Genomic DNA, 17965 nt, shown 5'->3' with positions numbered 1-17965 from the left:
AATTTAATGTGATATTCAACAAATAAACCAAGGTAAACCAAACCAAATTATGCAGGAATACATTTTAGCGCTCGACCAGGGTACTACCAGCTCACGGGCCATAATTTTTGATCATGCAGGCAAAATTATTGCTTCGGCACAAAAAGAATTTAAGCAGTATTTTCCCAAACCCGGCTGGGTTGAGCATGACCCTAACGAGATTTGGGCTGGGCAGATAGCAGTAGCCGTGGAGGCCATCGCGAAAGCAGGCCTGGGTGGCGGCAATATCAAAGCTATAGGCATAACTAACCAACGCGAAACCACCATAGTATGGAACCGCAAAACCGGCGACCCCATCCACAATGCCATTGTTTGGCAGGACAGGCGCACTGCTGCCTTTTGCGATGAGCTAAAACAAAACGGTCATAGCGAAATGATCCGCGATAAAACCGGCCTGGTAATCGATGCTTATTTTTCCGGCTCAAAAGTTAAATGGATCCTGGATAATGTGGAAGGTGCAAGAGCGCAGGCAGAAGCCGGCGAACTGGCCTTTGGAACGGTTGACAGCTGGCTCATCTGGCAGTTAACCCGCAGCGAAGTACACGCCACCGATGTAACCAATGCCGGCCGTACCATGCTGTTCAATATCCGCACCCAACAGTGGGACGAGGAGTTGTTACAACTGTTCAACATCCCAAAAAGTATCTTGCCCGAAGTAAAACAGTCAAGCGAGCTGTACGGACAAACCGCCAATAATCTGTTTGCGCAACGGATCCCGATAGCAGGCATAGCAGGAGATCAGCATGCGGCTTTATTCGGGCAAATGTGTATTGATAAAGCCATGGTTAAAAATACTTATGGCACCGGCTGTTTTATGCTGATGAATATCGGGCACGAGTTTATCAAATCAAAAAACAACCTGCTTACCACCATCGCCTGGAAAATAAACGGCGAGATCACCTACGCCTTTGAGGGCAGCATTTTTATAGGAGGCGCAGTTGTTCAGTGGCTGCGCGATGGGCTGGGCATTATCAAAACGTCGGCAGATGTTGAAAAGCTGGCTACCTCAGTAAAAGATACCGCGGGCGTTTACTTTGTACCCGCGTTTGCAGGTTTGGGCGCTCCCTACTGGGACCCGGAAGTTCGGGGGGCTATAGTTGGTTTAACCAGGGGTGCTACAGCAGCCCACATTTCAAGGGCCGCATTATCATCAATAGCCTACCAAACCATGGATGTGCTTAAAGCGATGGAAGCTGATGCAGGCATGGAGATAAAAGAACTACGTGTAGATGGCGGCGCAACAGCCAATAACCTGCTGATGCAGTTTCAATCAGACGTATTAAACTGTAAAGTGATCCGGCCCGAGGTTACCGAAACTACAGCACTTGGTGTAGCCTATATGGCCGGACTGGCTGTAGGATATTGGAAAGATATAGCCGAAATTCAGCACTTGTGGGCCGCCGAAGCGGAATTTACTCCGGCTGACGATCTTGATGAAGTCAAATCGGGCATTGCGGGTTGGAAACGTGCGGTAAGCACGGCTCAATGCTGGTCAAATTCCGGGCATCCTGTAACAGTTATTTAATATCCATCTTTTAAATATTTTAACATGTCTCCATTTGTAGCCGAGCTGATAGGCACCATGCTCCTGATATTGTTGGGTGATGGTGTAGTGGCCAACGTAGTTTTAAAAGATACCAAGGGAAATAACAGCGGATGGATAGTAATTACCACTGCCTGGGGATTAGCCGTTTTTGTAGGGGTAGTTGTTGCCGGTCCGTATAGCGGCGCGCACCTTAACCCTGCTGTAACCATAGCCCTCGCCATTGCGGGTAAGTTTGCCTGGGCAAACGTTGTGCCCTACATTATCGCACAGTTTGCGGGCGCTTGTATCGGTGCATTTTTAGTTTGGATCATGTATTACGATCATTTTAAACGCACAAATGATCCGGCTTCTATTTTGGCCGTATTTTGCACCGGGCCAGCCGTACGTAATTACATATCAAACATTGCCAGCGAAATAATTGGTGCTTTTGTATTGCTCTTCACCATTTTCTACATAGCCGGTGCCGAAATCACGCCCGCTAAAACCCCTATTGGCCTGGGCTCAGTAGGCGCTATCCCGGTAGCATTACTGGTTTGGGTAATCGGTTTGTCATTAGGAGGCACTACCGGCTATGCTATCAACCCGGCCCGTGATCTTGGGCCGCGCTTTATGCATATGCTATTACCGATAAAAGGCAAAGGAACGAGCGATTGGGCTTATGCATGGATCCCGATTATCGGCCCATTGGTTGGGGCTTCCATTGCTGCTGTATTGTATCTTTCAATTAAGCTATAAATATCATCAAAACAGCATTAGCCTAACGAAGTTTTAAAGGCTTCGTTAGGCTTTAAAAGCTCTGTTAAGCTACGGCAGCTATCAATGTGCTACTACTGCAACAACGACTTAATCTTGTTAAAGATCTCGGTATTGCTGTAAACTCCTCTGAAATCCAGCGAATGCGGGCCGTAGCTAAATACCGGAACCGGGGTACCGGTATGATCATTGGTGCTAAAATCGCCCCATACGTAACCATCGTTGATACTGCCGTCAAGCAGGGTTAAGCCGCCTGTTTCATGATCGGCAGTTACAATTACCAGGGTTTCGCCATCTTCGTCGGCAAATTTCAGAGCATCGCCAACAACACGGTCAAAGTCGCTATTTTCGGTGATCACCTGTTTTAAGTTGTTAGCGTGACCGCCATGGTCAATCTGCGAACCCTCAATCATCATAAAGAAACCATTAGGGGCATTTTTGAACGTTTGGGTTACTTTATTGAATGCCAGCGGCAGATAATTCCCCCTACCCTCCATTTTCGGGCGGGTTACGCTATCATCCATCAAACCCAGGATTTTCGGGGCCGAGCTATTCAAAAACTCATCAAAGTTGCGGATCACCGTGTATCCCCTCTTCTTCATTTTATCAACCGGGCTTTCGCCATTAACCGGCCAGATAAAATCTTTATATGACGAGCCTAAGAAAATATCAATAGGTGATGACGTAATTTGATTAGCGATAGCAGTAGAATGGCTTCGCTCCGAATCATGCGCGTAGAACGCAGCCGGAGTTGCATCTGTAAGCTCGCAGGCAACAATATCAGCAGTCTTTTTACCTGCTGCCGCGCTGTAGTCAGCTAATGATTTCAACGGTTTACCTGAGGGATCAACACCTACTGCCCTGTCGTTAGTTTTTTGGCCTGATGCAAAAGCGGTGGCTCCTGCAGCCGAATCAGTGATATAAGCATCGGCAGAATTAGTTACTGAAAAGCCAATGTTGAGCATCTGGAAAATATTCAACTGGCCGCGGTTGGCGGTATAGGTTGAATAGATCTGCGATAAGCCCATGCCATCGCCGATACACAAAATGATGTTTTTTACTTTCTTAACCGTACCGTCCGATTTATACGTTGGCTTATAAATGCCATACTCTTGTGGCGCGGTGTACTCACTTGCTGGCTTCTTGTTCAGAAAATCGCCAAGCTCTTCTATTTTATCGGTGCCAATTACATCAACACCTAAACGGATCAGCGCCAGCCAACTGCTTTTGGTATCAGGAGTTTCCCAAAAACGGACCTTTTTACCGGAGTTATGTACGCTATCGATCCCTGCTTTTATCCTCGAGATCTCTTCGTTATTCAATACACCTTTACCATTCCAGTGCATATATTTACCAAACGGAAAGCTTACCATGCCAATCTTTTTCCATTGCGCCGGAGTAAAACCGTTCATATGGTCAACATCAAAAGAGATCCAGGCCGGATAATTGGTCATCTCTGCCGCAGGGGGCACTGCTCCTGTCAACACTATCGATAACCTCCCCGGGTGACCTTCATAATCAAAATATTGTTCTAACGGTTTCAGTTCTTTGATCACCAAGGGCAATACCGCCTTATGATCTTCCTTAATTTCGATGAGCAGCCTTAAATGGCGCTGCGGATCTCGTTTAAATTTTTCAATCAGCGGATCGATGTACAAGATTTTCAACGACCGTTTAGCGTCAATCTCTTTTTTATCATGAGCCACCATCAGCTGCCCATTAACTGCATAACAGTCGGCCTCGATAGAACCGAAACCTTTTTCATAGGCCCGGTAAAAAGGGATGTTGTTTTTGTAATCGTTATGGGAGTGCGCGTCGGCTACGGTGTAGTTTTTAACCTGCGCATTGGCCGTGAGGCCGGCGTTTGCCAGCAACGCTGCCAGCGTAATTAGGGTAGTACTTTTTTCATTTGGTATAGATATAGCAAAACCGGGCTGTGCCCGGTTTTGTAAGTTTCAATATGTCAATTACCAGCCGGCATTCTGTTTCAGCTGGCCCTGGCTTATCTGGATATCTTTTGGCGGAATTGGCCAAACGTTATCCCTCGCCGGGTCAAAGTTACGAGCTTTCCACACAACTAAGCCATCCGAACCGTGTAACGGTTTTGCGTAAATTGCCTGTGCATCGCCCCAGCGTACCAGGTCAAAGTTACGATCACTCCACTCACCAGCCAATTCAACGCGGCGTTCGTGTTTGAGGTTTGCCATTGTGGCATTAGTAATCGGGGGCAATCCTGCACGTACACGCACCTGGTTAAGCGCGGCATCACCGTTTTTACCCTGCATGATCTGCGCTTCGGCTTTAATCAGCAAGATCTCGGCATAACGCAATAATGGCACGTTTAAATCTGTAGATGGTTCATCGCCGTTAGGGCTTACGTGAATACCACCTGCATAGCTAAACGGTTCCATATATTTATTAAACTGGTAGCCGGTTAAGCTGTTGCTTTTACCACCAATTGGGTAAGTATAAGTTTGACCGAAATACTGGAAGCTATCGCCTTTTTGCAGGATAGTAGCCGGAAGCCTTTTATCGCCTGCTTCAAACTCATCAACCAATTCTTTGGTTGGCTGATAATAACCGAAGCCGTTATATAAACCCCAGCCTTTGTTCTCCAACATAGCACCAGGCAAAATGCTCTGACCATTCAGGTTACTTGCAACCGACCAGATATACTCAGAGCTATAGTTATTAGCGATCTTGAACACATCCGCATAATTACTTAGCAAAGCATGTTTTCCGCTAAGGATAACCGAGTCGGCATATTTTTCGGCATTAGCGTAATCCTTAGCATGCAGGTAAGTTTTAGCCAAATAAGCATAAGCAGCAGTTTTATGAGCGCGGCCTTTATCGGCAGCAGCCAGTTTATCGAAATAAGGCAATAAAGAAGCTGCCTTTTTCAAATCAGCCTCGATATAAGCGTAGTTATCTTTAACTGAGGGCAATTGCGCCGGGAACGCTAATGGATTAGCGCGATTTTGCAAAGGAGCACCTTGTTTGTCCGATCCGTACAGATCGGCAATTTCCAGGTGCATTACAGCATGAATAAAGTAAGCCTGGCCCAAAATAAAGTTTTTGGTAGCTGCGTCCATGTTGATGTTCGGCACGTTGTTGATGACGTCATTAGCACGTTTCATCACTACAAAATGCAGTTGCCATGGAGCGTAAATACTGCTTTCGTTGCCGGTACAGATAAAGTTTTTGATATTTTCCCTATCGGCAGATGTACGGCCAACAACCATGTCATCGCTGGCATTAATGAACCAAAAGAAACCGCGACCGTAAAGATCTTCGCTGTTACTTTGTTTCTCATACAAACCATTGGCCGCTGCCTGGGCATCGGCAGCAGTTTTCCAGAAGTTTGTACTGGTTGGCGTACCGGTTGGTTTAATATTATCTAAAGTGCCTTTTTTACAGCTTTGGGCCAGTGCAATAACCATTGCACCCATTAAGCCTTTGCTAATTATATTTTTGAATTTCATCTCTATATCTTCTTAATTGTGGTTCCTGATTAATTATAAGCCTACGTTAACACCTATTAAAATAATCCTTGCCTGTGGGTACAAGCCTAAATCAACGCCGTTTTGGTTGATACCAACTTCGGGGTCAAGACCTCTGTATTTGGTAAATGTGGCCAGGTTTTGCGCGTTGGCAAAAATGCGGGCGCTGCGTACACCAATTTTAGTCATCAGCGCTTTTGGCAGTGTGTAACCAAGCGTTACGTTTTTGATACGCATGTATGAACCGTTCTCAACATAAAAGTCAGATACGTTACCAAAGTTGCCGTTTGCATCACTTGCAGATAAGCGCGGGATATTGGTGTTTGTATGGGTTGGTGTCCAGGCATTTTTAGCGTCGGCCAGCAGGTTATAGTTTTGGATAGATGCATTTAAACCTGTGTATTTAACAGCATTGAAAAGTTTATTACCTGCGACACCTTGCAAAAATACGCTCATATCAAACGGGCCATAGTTAAAGTTTGCCGTAAAACCATAGCTAATTTTAGGGAAAGGTGTACCCAGGTAAGTTTTGTCGGCCTCGGTTATTTTACCGTCATTATTAAGGTCCTGGAATTTGATATCGCCTGGTTTTGCATTTGGTTGAATAAGCGTACCCGAGGATCCTTTATAATTATTTACCTCATCCTGCGATTGGAATAAGCCCGCGGTTTTGTATCCAAAGAACGAATACAAAGAATACCCCTGTTGTAACCACACAGGCACCAGGTTATCTCTTACTGTTGGACCAGAAAGGATGGTTTGCTGACCTGGAAGTATGTTATCAATTTTATTTTTGATGTATGATCCGTTAGCTGCTAAATTATAATGGAATTCACCAACGCTACCCTGGTATTTAACTGCTAACTCAATACCTTTATTGGTGATCTGACCACCGTTAACAAACGGAGGGTTTGACACGCCATAAACAGCTGCAACCGGTGGCTGGAACAGGAAACGGGTATTTCTTTTCTGAAACACATCAGCAGTAACATTGATCTTACCGTTCATCAGGCCTAAATCAACACCAATATCGGTTTGTGTAGCTTTTTCCCATTTAAGATTAAGGTTAGCCAAGCCATCAACAGCCGAACCTGTAATAGCTGTAGCCGGGCTACCTAAATAACCGGCAGTTTTGGTTAACGAAACTGAAGTTGGGAAGCTTGGTAAACCTGCAAGGTTACCCGACTGACCGTAACTTGCCCTTAACTTAGCAAATGATACCAGAGCATCGGTAGGAAAAAATGATTCCTTGCTAATTAACCAACCAGCCGATACGCCAGGATAAACTTCAGCACGGTTGCTGCTTGATAATAATGAGGTAGCATCACGACGGATGATACCGTTGACAAAGTATTTACCGGCATAATCATAACCGATCCTGCCCAGGTATGAGATCAAAGCAGATTCGTTCTTGTTGCCTTGTAGCGGTACGCCTGTTGGGTTAAGACTACCGTTGATGATATAACGATAAGCAGGATCTTCGCTCAGGTAGTTATCTGTGTTAACGCTAAAAAACTCCTGGGTATCATTCTGATAAGTATAACCTGCCAAAGCACTTACGTGATGATTACAAAAAGTCCTGTCGAAGTTTAAAGTTTGCTCGGCCAGGATAGTGCGTGTATTGTTTTGCTCCTGGAAAAGGAAGTTATCAAAAAACTTTTTACCGGGCTCCAATACCCTTGTGCTAAAGTTTTTAATGGTTTCAGAGTTCTTAGTAACCCCCAGATTTGAGCGAAATTTTAAACCTTTAATCAGGTTAATTTCAACATAAGGGTTGACATTAAAGCTATTTACAGCATCGCTGTTGTCCAAACGTTTTAAATAAGCAACCGGGTTAATTACGTCACCATATGAACCTGCATATTGGGCGGGCACACCACCAAAGCTGCCATCGGCATTATAGATAGAAGCGTTTGGAGGGTAAAATATAGCTGATAAAATAGCACCGGTGTAAGCACTTGTAGTATTGGCACCTTGTCCGTTGTTATATGAATAAGAGAAACTTTCGCCAATCTTTAACCAGTTGTTGATCTGATGATCAGAGTTTACACGAAAGTTGTAGCGAATAGCATTGGTATTTAACAGGATCGCATCATTTTTACGATAGCCTCCTGAAATATAAAAGGTAGATTTTTCGCTGCCGCCACTGATATTCAAGTTATAATCCTGTATGTAACCTGTTCTGAACAAGGCATCTGTCCAGTTGGTACGGGTTACGCGCGAATCAGGGTTTATAGTACCATCAAATGCAGGTAAGCGGGTTTTGCCTGCGTTATCATAAGCAGTATTTATAGCATCTGCATAATCGGCAGCGTTTAAGGCCTGTAATATTTTCAAGGCGTTTTGTACGCCGCCTTTTGCGGTAATGTCAAGATTGGTTTTACCTTGTTTACCGCGTTTGGTAGTGATCAAAATTACACCACCAGCAGCCTTGGCACCATAGATGGCAGCATATGAATCTTTCAATACGTCGATAGATTCGATGTCCGAAGGATCGATGGGGCCGCCGTTATAAATGGTACCGTCAACAACCATCAGCGGACCTTCATTATTGAAAGAGCTTTGACCGCGTAACCTGATGCTTGGGCCCGAAGTTGGGTCACCACCTTCGTTCAAAACTGTAACACCGGCAATTTGTCCCTGCAGCATTTCAGTCACCGAACCTACCGAACGATCTTTAACATTACTAACTTTTAATGAACCTACCGAACCGGTTACGTCGGTATTTTTTTGTGTGCCATAACCTACCACTACTACGGCGTTCAAACCGGTAACGTCAGCTTCTAAAGTAATGCTAAGCGGAAATTGACCGGCGGCAACTTCGCGGCTCTTGTAGCCGATAAAACTGAATACCAGCACCTCGCCCTTTTCAACAGTAATTTTAAAATTACCATTAACGTCGGTTGAAGTGGCGGCAGTTGAAGTTTTGCTGCGTACAGCCACGCCGGCCAGCGGACCGTCCTTATCGTTCACTGTTCCGGTCACCGTAATTTTTTCGGGTGCACGTACCACCTTTTTGTGCGAGATAATAATAGTGCCGTATTTTTCGCGGTACTCCAATTGTGTATTGGCAGTTAAAGCGTTAAGCACATCTTTTAATGGTTTGTTAACAAATGAATTTGCCTTTACTTTTACCGCGGCCACATCATCCATCTTGTAGTTAAATGCAACGGTATTTACCGCTTTTTTGAGTTTCTCGAGCGAGGCATCCATGGTTTCATCGGCAAACTTTACGGTTACCGGCTGATCCATCAGCGACACACTACGCTCGGCGAAGGCGCGTGAGGGCAATACTGCCGTCAGGGTTGTTACCAGCAATAAAATTGCTGAGATTAATCTTCTTGAAATCCGGGTTAAAGATTTTTCCATACATTTGTTTTTAAAGTGATTAGTAACTGCCTGTTGGCTTTTAGTTTTGGCAGCTACACTTAATTGAGCCAGTGCCTGTTGGAGCAGGCATTGGTTTTCCTTTTTATATTGTTATCTAATATTTACAGTATCTCCGTTTAACTTATACTTTCGGCCGTCAATAAACTGGAGTATATCCAGCACCTGTCTGATATTCAACTTATTTGAAAACCTAACCGAGTAATGCTGCTGCGCCAATCGTTTTTCATTGTATTTAAAATTCACGTTATAGCGGTTTTGCAGATAAATGGTAATTTCCTTAAATGACGCATTATCCAGTATCAACTCCTCATGCATCCAGCTCAGCGAATGATCAGCCGTTAGTTCCTGGCGCGTAAAGCTTTCATGTTGTTTGTTATAGGTTAACTGCTGCCTGGGTGTGTAAAAACCCAATGTATGGCGCTGATCATGCACCTCTACCTTCCCGCTATTCACATAAACCTGTATGTCGGGCAGCTCCTTATAAAATTTGATATTGAACGATGTACCAAGTACTTGAGTAATAACTTTTGCGGCATGCACCATAAATGGCCGCTTCACATCATGTTTCACGTCAAAAAACGCCTCGCCATTTATCAGCGTTACTTCTCTTTTCGTATCGCCAAAACTAACCGGGAACTTTAACGATGTGCCTGCATTTAACTGAACGGTTGAGCTATCTGGCAGCATTACCTGTTTCATGCTGCCCTTAGGGGCAGTGATTACCTGGTAAGCAATTTGCTCATTTTTATGAGTAGCTAATTTTGAATAGAACAGTCCGGCACATACAGCTACCAAAACAGCCGCAGCTACTTTTAACCAGGTGGTATTTAGCCTGCGGACTTTACCTTTATCTATAGTTTGTTTTTCTATACGTTCCCAAAGCGGCTGCTTAAGGGCTTTAACATTGTCGCCGGTTTTGGCGTCCATGTCAAGGTTATGCATCAGTTGTTGTAAAAGCTGCAATTCCTCGTCGGTACATTTGCCAGCGTTAAACTTATTGAGTAGTTTTTCTATTTCTCTTTGATTCACCTAACAGGGGCTTTATACCTGATAAGTGACCCGAGACGGAGGAGTGTACTATAACTTTTTGAAAAAATTATCAACAGCAAAAATCTGCTGTAATTATCAAAGGGGATGACATCGTAATACTTCTGAACAGATTTCTTCAACCTGCTTAAAGCATTACTAATTTGGTTGCGCACGGTTTGGTGCGATAAGCCTAAAAATTCGGCTATTTGCGGGCCGGTCATATCCTGCTCGCGGCTGCACAAATACACCTGGCGCATCTTTTCGGGCATATCCGCAATTTCCTGGTCTATCAACAAGTGCAATTCGGCAAGGGAAAGTTTTTGGTCGGTACTGTGTTCATAAGTTTCCTGTATTTCGGAAACATCATCTAACGGGCGAGGTTTGATGCTTTGCTTTTTGTACCACTTATAGCTCATGTAGTTAACAGAAACCATGAGGTAGGCTTCAAGCGCACCATTTACCTGGATGGTATTACGATTTTTCCATATGGAAAGGAACAGCTCCTGTACCATGTCCATCGCTTCATCCTCGTTTTGGGTTTTCTTTAACGCGAAGGCAATCAACCTATCCGCATAACGCTCATAAATTTCCCGGAATGCACCATCGTTACCGCCCTGCAGTTCAAGTAGAAGTTGTGCATCCGAATATTGTTTCACAAGGGGTATTTTTATCGCATCAAAGTAACGGCACTAATGTTAAGCTAAATTTAAATATATATTAATGCTTTAGAAAACACAGGCTAATAATTGGCACTATTTTTTAAAAATAGATTTTGCCCCCAAAATAACTTTTATTTCTCAAACAAACCTATACCTTTGTAATTCATCTGATGATTTACAAATGAGCAAAATTATTAAAAGATCGCTGGCACAAGAGATAGCAGAAAAACTGAAAGAACAGATAAGCAGCGGCCATTACCGGGTAAACGACAAGCTGCCTACCGAACCCGCACTCATGGCCGAGTTTGGCGTTGGCCGCTCTAGCATCCGCGAAGCAACTAAAAGCCTGGTACATTTGGGCCTGCTCAGAATCCAGCAGGGTGCTGGGACTTTTGTGGAACGCACAGCCAGTAATCCTGAGCCTATGGAAGCCCGTTTAAAACGTGCCCGCTCTCAGGACCTTGATGAGGTAAGACAATTACTGGAGATGAAAATAGCTGAAAAAGCTGCTATAAACCGCTCGCAAAAACATATTTTTAACATGAAAAGCCATTTGGAAACCCGGAACAGAACTGCCGAAGCCGGGCTATTGGAAGAGTGTATTGACGCTGATGTTAAATTTCACATCGCTATTGCCGAAGCATCAAAAAACGAGATCCTGAGCGATCTATATAAAACGGCAGCCGTACATTTAAAAAAATGGTTCACTGAAATCCACCCTGATACGCGCATTTTTATCGAAACCCAGCACCTTCACGAAAAGCTCCTGAAAAACATTCTCGATTGCGATTCGAAACAGGCCTGGAATACAGCTATGGAAATTCATCAATATTAAAAAATTTCGCAAAATTCATCTGATGATATAATGTTTTATAATTTAACCTGTCGCTAATGGAATCTACATCGCCAACAACTATTATCCCCGAACCTAAAAAATTGGTTCAGCAAACAGTGTATTCAATTTTGTTTACAATAAGCCTTGCACACTTTATCAATGATATGCTACAGTCGGTTATACCGTCTATCTATCCGCTTATCAAGCAACGGTTTAGTCTTAATTTTACTCAAATAGGGCTAATCACCTTCACCTATCAAATTACTGCTTCTATTTTGCAGCCATTTGTAGGTCTTTATACCGATAAAAAACCTAAACCATATTCATTGGCAATTGGCATGGGTTTCACTCTATCCGGATTGATGCTTGCCTCTTTTGCCGGCAACTTTTATATTATGCTGATGGCCGTAAGTCTTATTGGTATTGGCTCATCCATATTTCACCCGGAGTCATCCCGGGTGGCACATTTAGCATCGGGAGGAAAAAAGGACTGGCTCAATCTATTTTTCAGCTGGGTGGTAATGCCGGCAGCGCTATTGGCCCCCTGCTTGCAGCTCTTATCGTGATCCCTTACGGACAATCAAACGTGATCTGGTTTTGCCTTATCGCCTTCGCCGGAATTTTGGTATTGCTCCGCATAGCTAAATGGTATGCCGAACGCCTCAGTTTTAATGCAAAAAACAAAAATGCTAAAGAAACCGTTCAGTTGAATATCTCCAAAAGGAGGGTAATATTCTCCCTGGGTATATTGCTGGTGCTTATATTCTCCAAATATTTTTACCTGGCCAGCATCACCAGCTATTATACTTTCTTCCTGATCAATAAGTTCCACTTAAGCATTCAGCAATCACAAATTTATTTATTCATGTTTTTAGGATCAGTAGCAGCCGGAACATTATTCGGCGGGCCACTGGGCGACCGCTTTGGCCGTAAATACATCATCTGGATTTCGATATTGGGTGTGGCGCCCTTTACCATGCTCCTACCCTACGTGTCATTGTTTTGGACCGGTGTTTTATCTGTGTTTATAGGCCTGATCCTTTCATCAGCATTTTCGGCCATCTTAGTTTACGCAACTGAGTTGGTACCAGGAAAAGTCGGATTGATAGCGGGTTTGTTCTTCGGCCTTGCCTTTGGAATGGGCGGTTTAGGCTCCGCAGTGTTGGGTAAAGTTGCAGATATGACCAGTATCAACTATGTATTTAAGATCTGTGCGTATTTACCGTTGATAGGTATTTTCACTGGTTTGCTGCCAAATATTGAAGGGAAGAGGGCGGTGAAGGGTTAAACAAAACAACATAGGCTAATTCAATGCGTCATTGCTAGGAACGAAGCAATCCCCGATTAGCAGAGCAGCTATGCAAGTCTCTCTGTACAGTTTGGGATTGCTTCGTACCGCGCAATAACCTTCCTCTTATAATTCCCTTACCCAAATATTACGATAACTGATAGGCTCACTTTTATCACCATGAGCTTGCAGCTTAATTGGCGAAGCACCATGTTTACGATATTCGGGTTTGCCGATATACGGGGTATCTCCTATTAATGAGGTATTGTTTTGAACCAGCACACCATTATGAATTGCGGTAGCGCGAGCCGCTGATTTTAATGAACCATCCTCATTAAAACGGGGTGCTGTCCAGATTACGTCATAGGTTTGCCACTCGCCGGGTTTGCGGCAAGCGTTTGCCAGGGGGATGGCTTGTTTGTATAAACTGCCCACCTGCCCGTTCACATAGGTTTTATTATTATAGTTATCAAGCACCTGCAACTCATAACCACCGGCTCCCCATGGCAGGGCTGCCAGGAAAATGCCGCTGTTACCGCGTGCTTGTCCGCTGCCGGTTATGTTTGATGGGATGCGATATTCGATATGCAACTGAAAATCCATGAATTTTCGTTTAGTTTGGATATCGCCTGCCGTTTTATCTACCGTAATAATTTTATCATCCACCTTCCATTTATGACTTGATGTACTGTCGTTGGTGGCTACCCATTCATCGAGGTTTTTGCCATCAAACAAAATGATGGCATCAGAAGGTGCATCTCCCAGAGTTTTACCAGGGGTAACCACAGCCGGCACCGGCGACCAGATCTCGGTATCCTCCGGCTTAGCATTTTGCTGCGCGAATATTGTTAAAGAACAGCCTGCTAATAAAGCAGTAAAAATAAGTTTGCGTTTCATTTTAAAACAATTGATCAGGGTTAAATAATCAGATAACTATTCGTGTTTAGCTGAAAGCCTAAAGCAAAAGGCTGAAAACTTTTAATACTGGGTCTTTAGCTTTTTGCTTTAAGCATTCGGCTTTCAGCTTTACTTAGCCAGCGATTTGATCCATAAAGCTATCTTACGGGCATCTTCCTTAGTAACCTGTGGCATAGGTGGCATAGGCGTTGAATAATCGGGCCAGTGCTCGGGTTTCGGGCTACGGATCAGCTGGATCAATTCGGCCACGCTGTATTTGCGTTTAGCTACATCCACGTAAGCCGGGCCAACTTGTCTTTTTGTAGCGTTATGGCACGAAAGACAGGTATTTTTCAGCAGGATCGGCTGCACCTCGGCATAAGTAGGAACCGTGTTTAATCCTGCTGCAGATTTTGCCGTAGCAGCTTTTTTGCCGGCGAGGCCTTTTTTCAGATCGGCCGCAGCTGCAGCTTTGGCAGAGTTTATCGTGCTTACCTCCGTCATAGAAAGTTTTTGCCCTTCGGGGATATTATTCAACGTATAATAAGCCGTTGGATGAACTAAATTGAAATAGTTTTCCTTATCGCGGATACCTGCAAGCGTAATGGTGTGGATATAATATTTACGCAGGTTATTCACAATCAATCGCGCTTTTAAACCATCTGCAGATACCTTCACACCTGCTATCGGGCATTTTTCGGTATTTACCGGCGGACTGCCATATACGCCATGGTATTTATAGATATAGCTTTCTACAGAGTATGAAGCTATATCTTCAGCTACTTTCTTATCAACCGGCTTGGTAAACTCTATCTCAAAACCATCGGGCATTGCACGGATAGCACGCATCTCAAACGGAACTTTATTGTTCCATACCAATCGCTGCAATCCCATAGTGGCTTCCCCTGCAGATCCCCAGCCACGGTTGGTTTCGCCTGCAGCCAATGAACCATCAGGTAACCAGGCCAGCCTTACTATGCCTGACTGGAAACCGCTTCTGAAAGCCCAGGCCGCGCCCTGGTATTCGCCGTTAACCTTCTCTAAAAACACCCTGTCAACCATACTTTGGCCCTGGTCGCAGATCAGTAATTGCCCGGCAAAAGGGCCGAATGCGCCTTCCGGGATTTTAACAATTTCGGAGTTGGAGATTCCTAAGATCCCATGCGGTAACCAAACCGCGGGCAGCTGTAACTCAGGGATCTCTTTTTTAGCCTCAAACTCCGTTTTAAATTTTTCATTAACAATATCCTGCGGCTTTACAGGTTGGCCGTTTTTATCAAATTCTATCCTCGGGTTGTTTTTGGCAAAGAATTGCTCGGAAGTGAGTTTTAGCGGCGAGTTAGGCAAACCCGTCCAAACCAGGCTTGAAGGATGCCCCATAAAAGCCCCTTTTTTGATCGGCATGATACTACCTGAACCAACCCAGTCACCCTGGTTATCTGAATACCAAAGTTCGCCATCAATCATACTGATACCGCAAGGCGAACGCAAGCCTGCCGCCCATGGCGTAACAGTGCCATCTTCCTTAATATTTAAAGCCCAGCCCCGGTAAGGCACAAAGCTTTTCGGGTGCCACCAATCGGGCGGGAAGCCGAGGTTCAAAGTCACAAAGAATGAGCCATCGGGCGCTATTTTAGGCCCGAAGCTATACTCATGATAATTTCCTGATAACGGCCATGCATAAATGGTTTCAAAAACATCGGCCTTACCATCCATATTCGTATCAACCAGCTTGGTCAATTCGCCGCGCTGAACAACGTACAACGCACCGTCTTTCCAGGCGGCACCCAGCACCTCATGCAAGCCAGAAGCAAACTTGCGGAAAAAAGGATGCTGACCGGTTGGATTTTCGACCATAAATATATCTCCGCGACGAGTGGTTACTGCCAGCGTACCATTAGGCAGCGTGCACAAACCGCCAACTTCAAGGATAGTACCCTCAGGCGCGGGCACTTTCATGATCTTAAAAAAGTCATCTTCTTTAGGCGATTCGGCCTGGGCAAAGGTATTTTTGATATCGCTCAACAGCGCGATAATTATAAGCGTAAATAAAAACGTGCCCTTGTTTATCATTTGTTTTAAAGTATTGTTCATGATCAAGGCAGCTTAAAAAATGATAGAATAGGTTAATTTCTTTTGAATAGGAATGATGAGCTCCTGCTTCCCTCCCGCATCCCGAACGATAGGTTTGGCGCCCGCTGCATCATCAATACGGATATAGTAGGATTTATCGTCAATGACATATAATCCATTGCCAAGTGTTTCGATATTGCCGGATGCCAGGTGATAAAACAGGCCGTCTACTGCATTGGCAAGTGTTACTTCCCGGTGAATGCCCTGGCCTTTATCCATCACACTGCTGGCATCATTTACCGAAGTACCATAAATATTGTACTTAAATGCCGGAACATCGTCGGCATTCAAAACATAGCCTTTTGGCCTGTACCCTGTACCTGCAGTATCCAAAGCCCAGGCGGCATTTGCATCGCTCAGCTTTTCGATAGCAGGGACAGGTTTGCCAAGGTATTGTACAGAACCAGCCGGGCGCGATGAGCCATCGCCCCTGTCATGCCACATGGGTGTGGCATCTAAGAAACCACCACGCCAGATCTCTACAATCATTCCTTTATCCAAATCGTAAGTGTAATGCAACAGTTCAGGGCTGCCTACATTTACACCATGGGTAACCCTGATACCTCCCGGTAAATCAGAAAAGCTCCGTAATACAGTATTTGAAGTTGCATTGATCAAAATAGGATCAACAGGATCATTGTTGCTTACATTGGCATCGCTCAATAAATACTCGCGGATGCCCGGGCCTGATGCCGTAAGCCCTAAAGCCGGCCTGACCCAATCGACAGTTTTTGAGTAGAGTAATTCAAACGGATGATCGCCGGGTTGTAACTGGGCCTTGCCCTCGCCCCTGTTTTCGGCTAACATAACCGCATCAACCCCGTCAATACGCAATTTGCCTTTACCACCCGGTACATTTAGTTTAAAAACATATTCACCAGCTTCTTTAATTTGAATACTGCCAGTATAACGGATTAGGAAATTATTGGTAAGCTTACCCTGATTTGATGATAATACAGGCGAAGTTCCTTCTGATTCGGGTTTTAGTTTCTTATAACTATCTCCCTCAATAACCCCATCTTTATAAACCCCGTATTTCAGGTTTGAAAGTGTAGGGTGAGGCTTGTCAAAACTGGTTATCCTGATATTCCTGAAAGCTACCGGGCCATGATCGCCCTGCAAACGCAGCGGACCGGTGGTGGCCTCCTTGTTGTCAAAAGCTCCGCGGGTTGGCCCGGCAAGCTCAACATTATCCTGGATCAAAACACCATTGAGCCAAACGTAAAGGACCTTGGCATTGCTGATCTTTTGGCCGCTGACATCAAAGCGCGGTGCCTGGAACGAAATTTTCATGTGCTGCCATAAACCCGGCGCACGGCTGGCATTTTGCCGTGGCGCATGGCCATCATAACCTTGCTGCCCTTCGGGCTTGCTACCGTCCCAGCGCTCATAAATACCACCATTATCTCCCGATTTCGGGTTTACCGTTCCCCAGCTATCTAAAAGCTGAATTTCATAACGCCCCTGCAAATAAATACCCGAATTGGAACCTTTGGCCATCATATAATCAAGCTCCAGGTCGGCATCGCCATAAGCAGATTTGGTAAACAGGTCTTTTGCGCCCTTTTTGCCGGGTAGGTTTACCAAAATCCCGCTACCATCTTTAAGGGTTAAAACTTCATCCTGCGCAATATCAGCCTGTGCGCCGGCTGCTACTTTCCAATTGGATGATGGATTATCAAAAAAAGAAAGATCATTAAGAGGTACCGTGTTTTGCGCCCTGAGTTGCTGGCAACCCAGCAGGCAAACACATGCTATCCAAAACTTTTTTCTGCCGAAGAGTTTAGGAGATTGATTAAAGCAATGCATTGATTTTTAATTATAATATGGTTTATTGGCTAAAGCGCATAACAATGCGGCCTTATATTAGCAACGCAAGATAATTAATTTACGCAA

General features: G+C 44.6%; 11 protein-coding genes and 1 pseudogene. 4 read left to right on the top strand and 8 right to left on the bottom strand.

Going from position 1 to position 17965, the window contains the following annotated elements; translation table 11 throughout:
- Window positions 1-49: 49 nt before the first annotated feature.
- The gene (glpK, locus tag ACQ86K_RS10115) at window positions 50-1564 is read left to right on the top strand and encodes a glycerol kinase GlpK (RefSeq protein WP_091168233.1); all 1515 of its coding nucleotides are present in this window, start codon (window positions 50-52) and stop codon (window positions 1562-1564) included.
- Window positions 1565-1588: 24 nt separating this feature from the next.
- Window positions 1589-2320 (top strand): MIP/aquaporin family protein, encoded by a 732-nt coding sequence (locus ACQ86K_RS10110; protein WP_091168235.1) that lies wholly within the window; start codon window positions 1589-1591, stop codon window positions 2318-2320.
- A gap of 92 nt (window positions 2321-2412) precedes the next feature.
- On the opposite strand, the gene ACQ86K_RS10105 is transcribed toward ACQ86K_RS10110, so the two are convergent.
- The 5 genes from ACQ86K_RS10105 to ACQ86K_RS10085 all read right to left on the bottom strand — a co-directional run bounded on the left by ACQ86K_RS10105 (window position 2413) and on the right by ACQ86K_RS10085 (window position 10913).
- A complete protein-coding gene (locus ACQ86K_RS10105) occupies window positions 2413-4212 on the bottom strand; it encodes an alkaline phosphatase (protein ID WP_431200285.1) in 1800 nt (599 codons plus the stop codon).
- 93 nt (window positions 4213-4305) lie between these two features.
- Window positions 4306-5820, bottom strand: a complete 1515-nt coding sequence (locus ACQ86K_RS10100; protein WP_091168240.1) for a RagB/SusD family nutrient uptake outer membrane protein — start codon at window positions 5818-5820, stop codon at window positions 4306-4308.
- Between the two features lie 33 nt (window positions 5821-5853).
- Window positions 5854-9207: a SusC/RagA family TonB-linked outer membrane protein gene (locus tag ACQ86K_RS10095; RefSeq protein ID WP_091168243.1), complete on the bottom strand. Its 3354-nt coding sequence runs from the start codon at window positions 9205-9207 to the stop codon at window positions 5854-5856.
- A 111-nt stretch (window positions 9208-9318) separates the two neighbouring features.
- The gene (locus ACQ86K_RS10090) at window positions 9319-10257 is read right to left on the bottom strand and encodes a FecR family protein (protein WP_129568816.1); all 939 of its coding nucleotides are present in this window, start codon (window positions 10255-10257) and stop codon (window positions 9319-9321) included.
- Entirely contained in the window at window positions 10254-10913 is a 660-nt protein-coding gene (locus tag ACQ86K_RS10085; protein ID WP_431200284.1) for an RNA polymerase sigma factor, read from the bottom strand. Before ACQ86K_RS10085 ends, ACQ86K_RS10090 begins: the two co-directional genes overlap by 4 nt.
- Window positions 10914-11097: 184 nt before the next feature.
- On the opposite strand from ACQ86K_RS10085, the gene ACQ86K_RS10080 reads away from it, so the two are divergent.
- Complete coding sequence (locus ACQ86K_RS10080; protein ID WP_091168256.1) at window positions 11098-11751, top strand: FadR/GntR family transcriptional regulator; 654 nt, start codon at window positions 11098-11100, stop codon at window positions 11749-11751.
- A gap of 56 nt (window positions 11752-11807) precedes the next feature.
- Window positions 11808-13039, top strand: a pseudogene (locus ACQ86K_RS10075) (MFS transporter).
- A gap of 126 nt (window positions 13040-13165) precedes the next feature.
- Here ACQ86K_RS10075 and ACQ86K_RS10070 read toward each other — a convergent pair.
- From ACQ86K_RS10070 to ACQ86K_RS10060, 3 genes are all read right to left on the bottom strand, one after another.
- The gene (locus ACQ86K_RS10070) at window positions 13166-13936 is read right to left on the bottom strand and encodes a 3-keto-disaccharide hydrolase (protein WP_091168262.1); all 771 of its coding nucleotides are present in this window, start codon (window positions 13934-13936) and stop codon (window positions 13166-13168) included.
- Between the two features lie 129 nt (window positions 13937-14065).
- On the bottom strand, window positions 14066-16030 hold the full coding sequence (locus ACQ86K_RS10065; protein WP_218134415.1) for a c-type cytochrome: 1965 nt from the start codon (window positions 16028-16030) through the stop codon (window positions 14066-14068).
- Between the two features lie 12 nt (window positions 16031-16042).
- Window positions 16043-17878: a family 16 glycoside hydrolase gene (locus ACQ86K_RS10060; RefSeq protein WP_091168264.1), complete on the bottom strand. Its 1836-nt coding sequence runs from the start codon at window positions 17876-17878 to the stop codon at window positions 16043-16045.
- Window positions 17879-17965 lie beyond the last annotated feature (87 nt).

The organism is Mucilaginibacter sp. P19 (assembly GCF_050632265.1).
Classification (GTDB): domain Bacteria; phylum Bacteroidota; class Bacteroidia; order Sphingobacteriales; family Sphingobacteriaceae; genus Mucilaginibacter; species Mucilaginibacter gossypii.
This window is presented reverse-complemented; position numbering and strand designations above follow the sequence as displayed.

Coding starts and splice junctions, on each gene's coding strand:
- glpK (WP_091168233.1), top strand. CDS start 50: ATGCAGGAATACATTTTAGCGCTCGACCAGGGTACTACCAGCTCACGG.
- ACQ86K_RS10110 (WP_091168235.1), top strand. CDS start 1,589: ATGTCTCCATTTGTAGCCGAGCTGATAGGCACCATGCTCCTGATATTG.
- ACQ86K_RS10100 (WP_091168240.1), bottom strand. CDS start 5,820: ATGAAATTCAAAAATATAATTAGCAAAGGCTTAATGGGTGCAATGGTT.
- ACQ86K_RS10095 (WP_091168243.1), bottom strand. CDS start 9,207: ATGGAAAAATCTTTAACCCGGATTTCAAGAAGATTAATCTCAGCAATT.
- ACQ86K_RS10080 (WP_091168256.1), top strand. CDS start 11,098: ATGAGCAAAATTATTAAAAGATCGCTGGCACAAGAGATAGCAGAAAAA.
- ACQ86K_RS10070 (WP_091168262.1), bottom strand. CDS start 13,936: ATGAAACGCAAACTTATTTTTACTGCTTTATTAGCAGGCTGTTCTTTA.
- ACQ86K_RS10065 (WP_218134415.1), bottom strand. CDS start 16,030: ATGAACAATACTTTAAAACAAATGATAAACAAGGGCACGTTTTTATTT.
- ACQ86K_RS10060 (WP_091168264.1), bottom strand. CDS start 17,878: ATGCATTGCTTTAATCAATCTCCTAAACTCTTCGGCAGAAAAAAGTTT.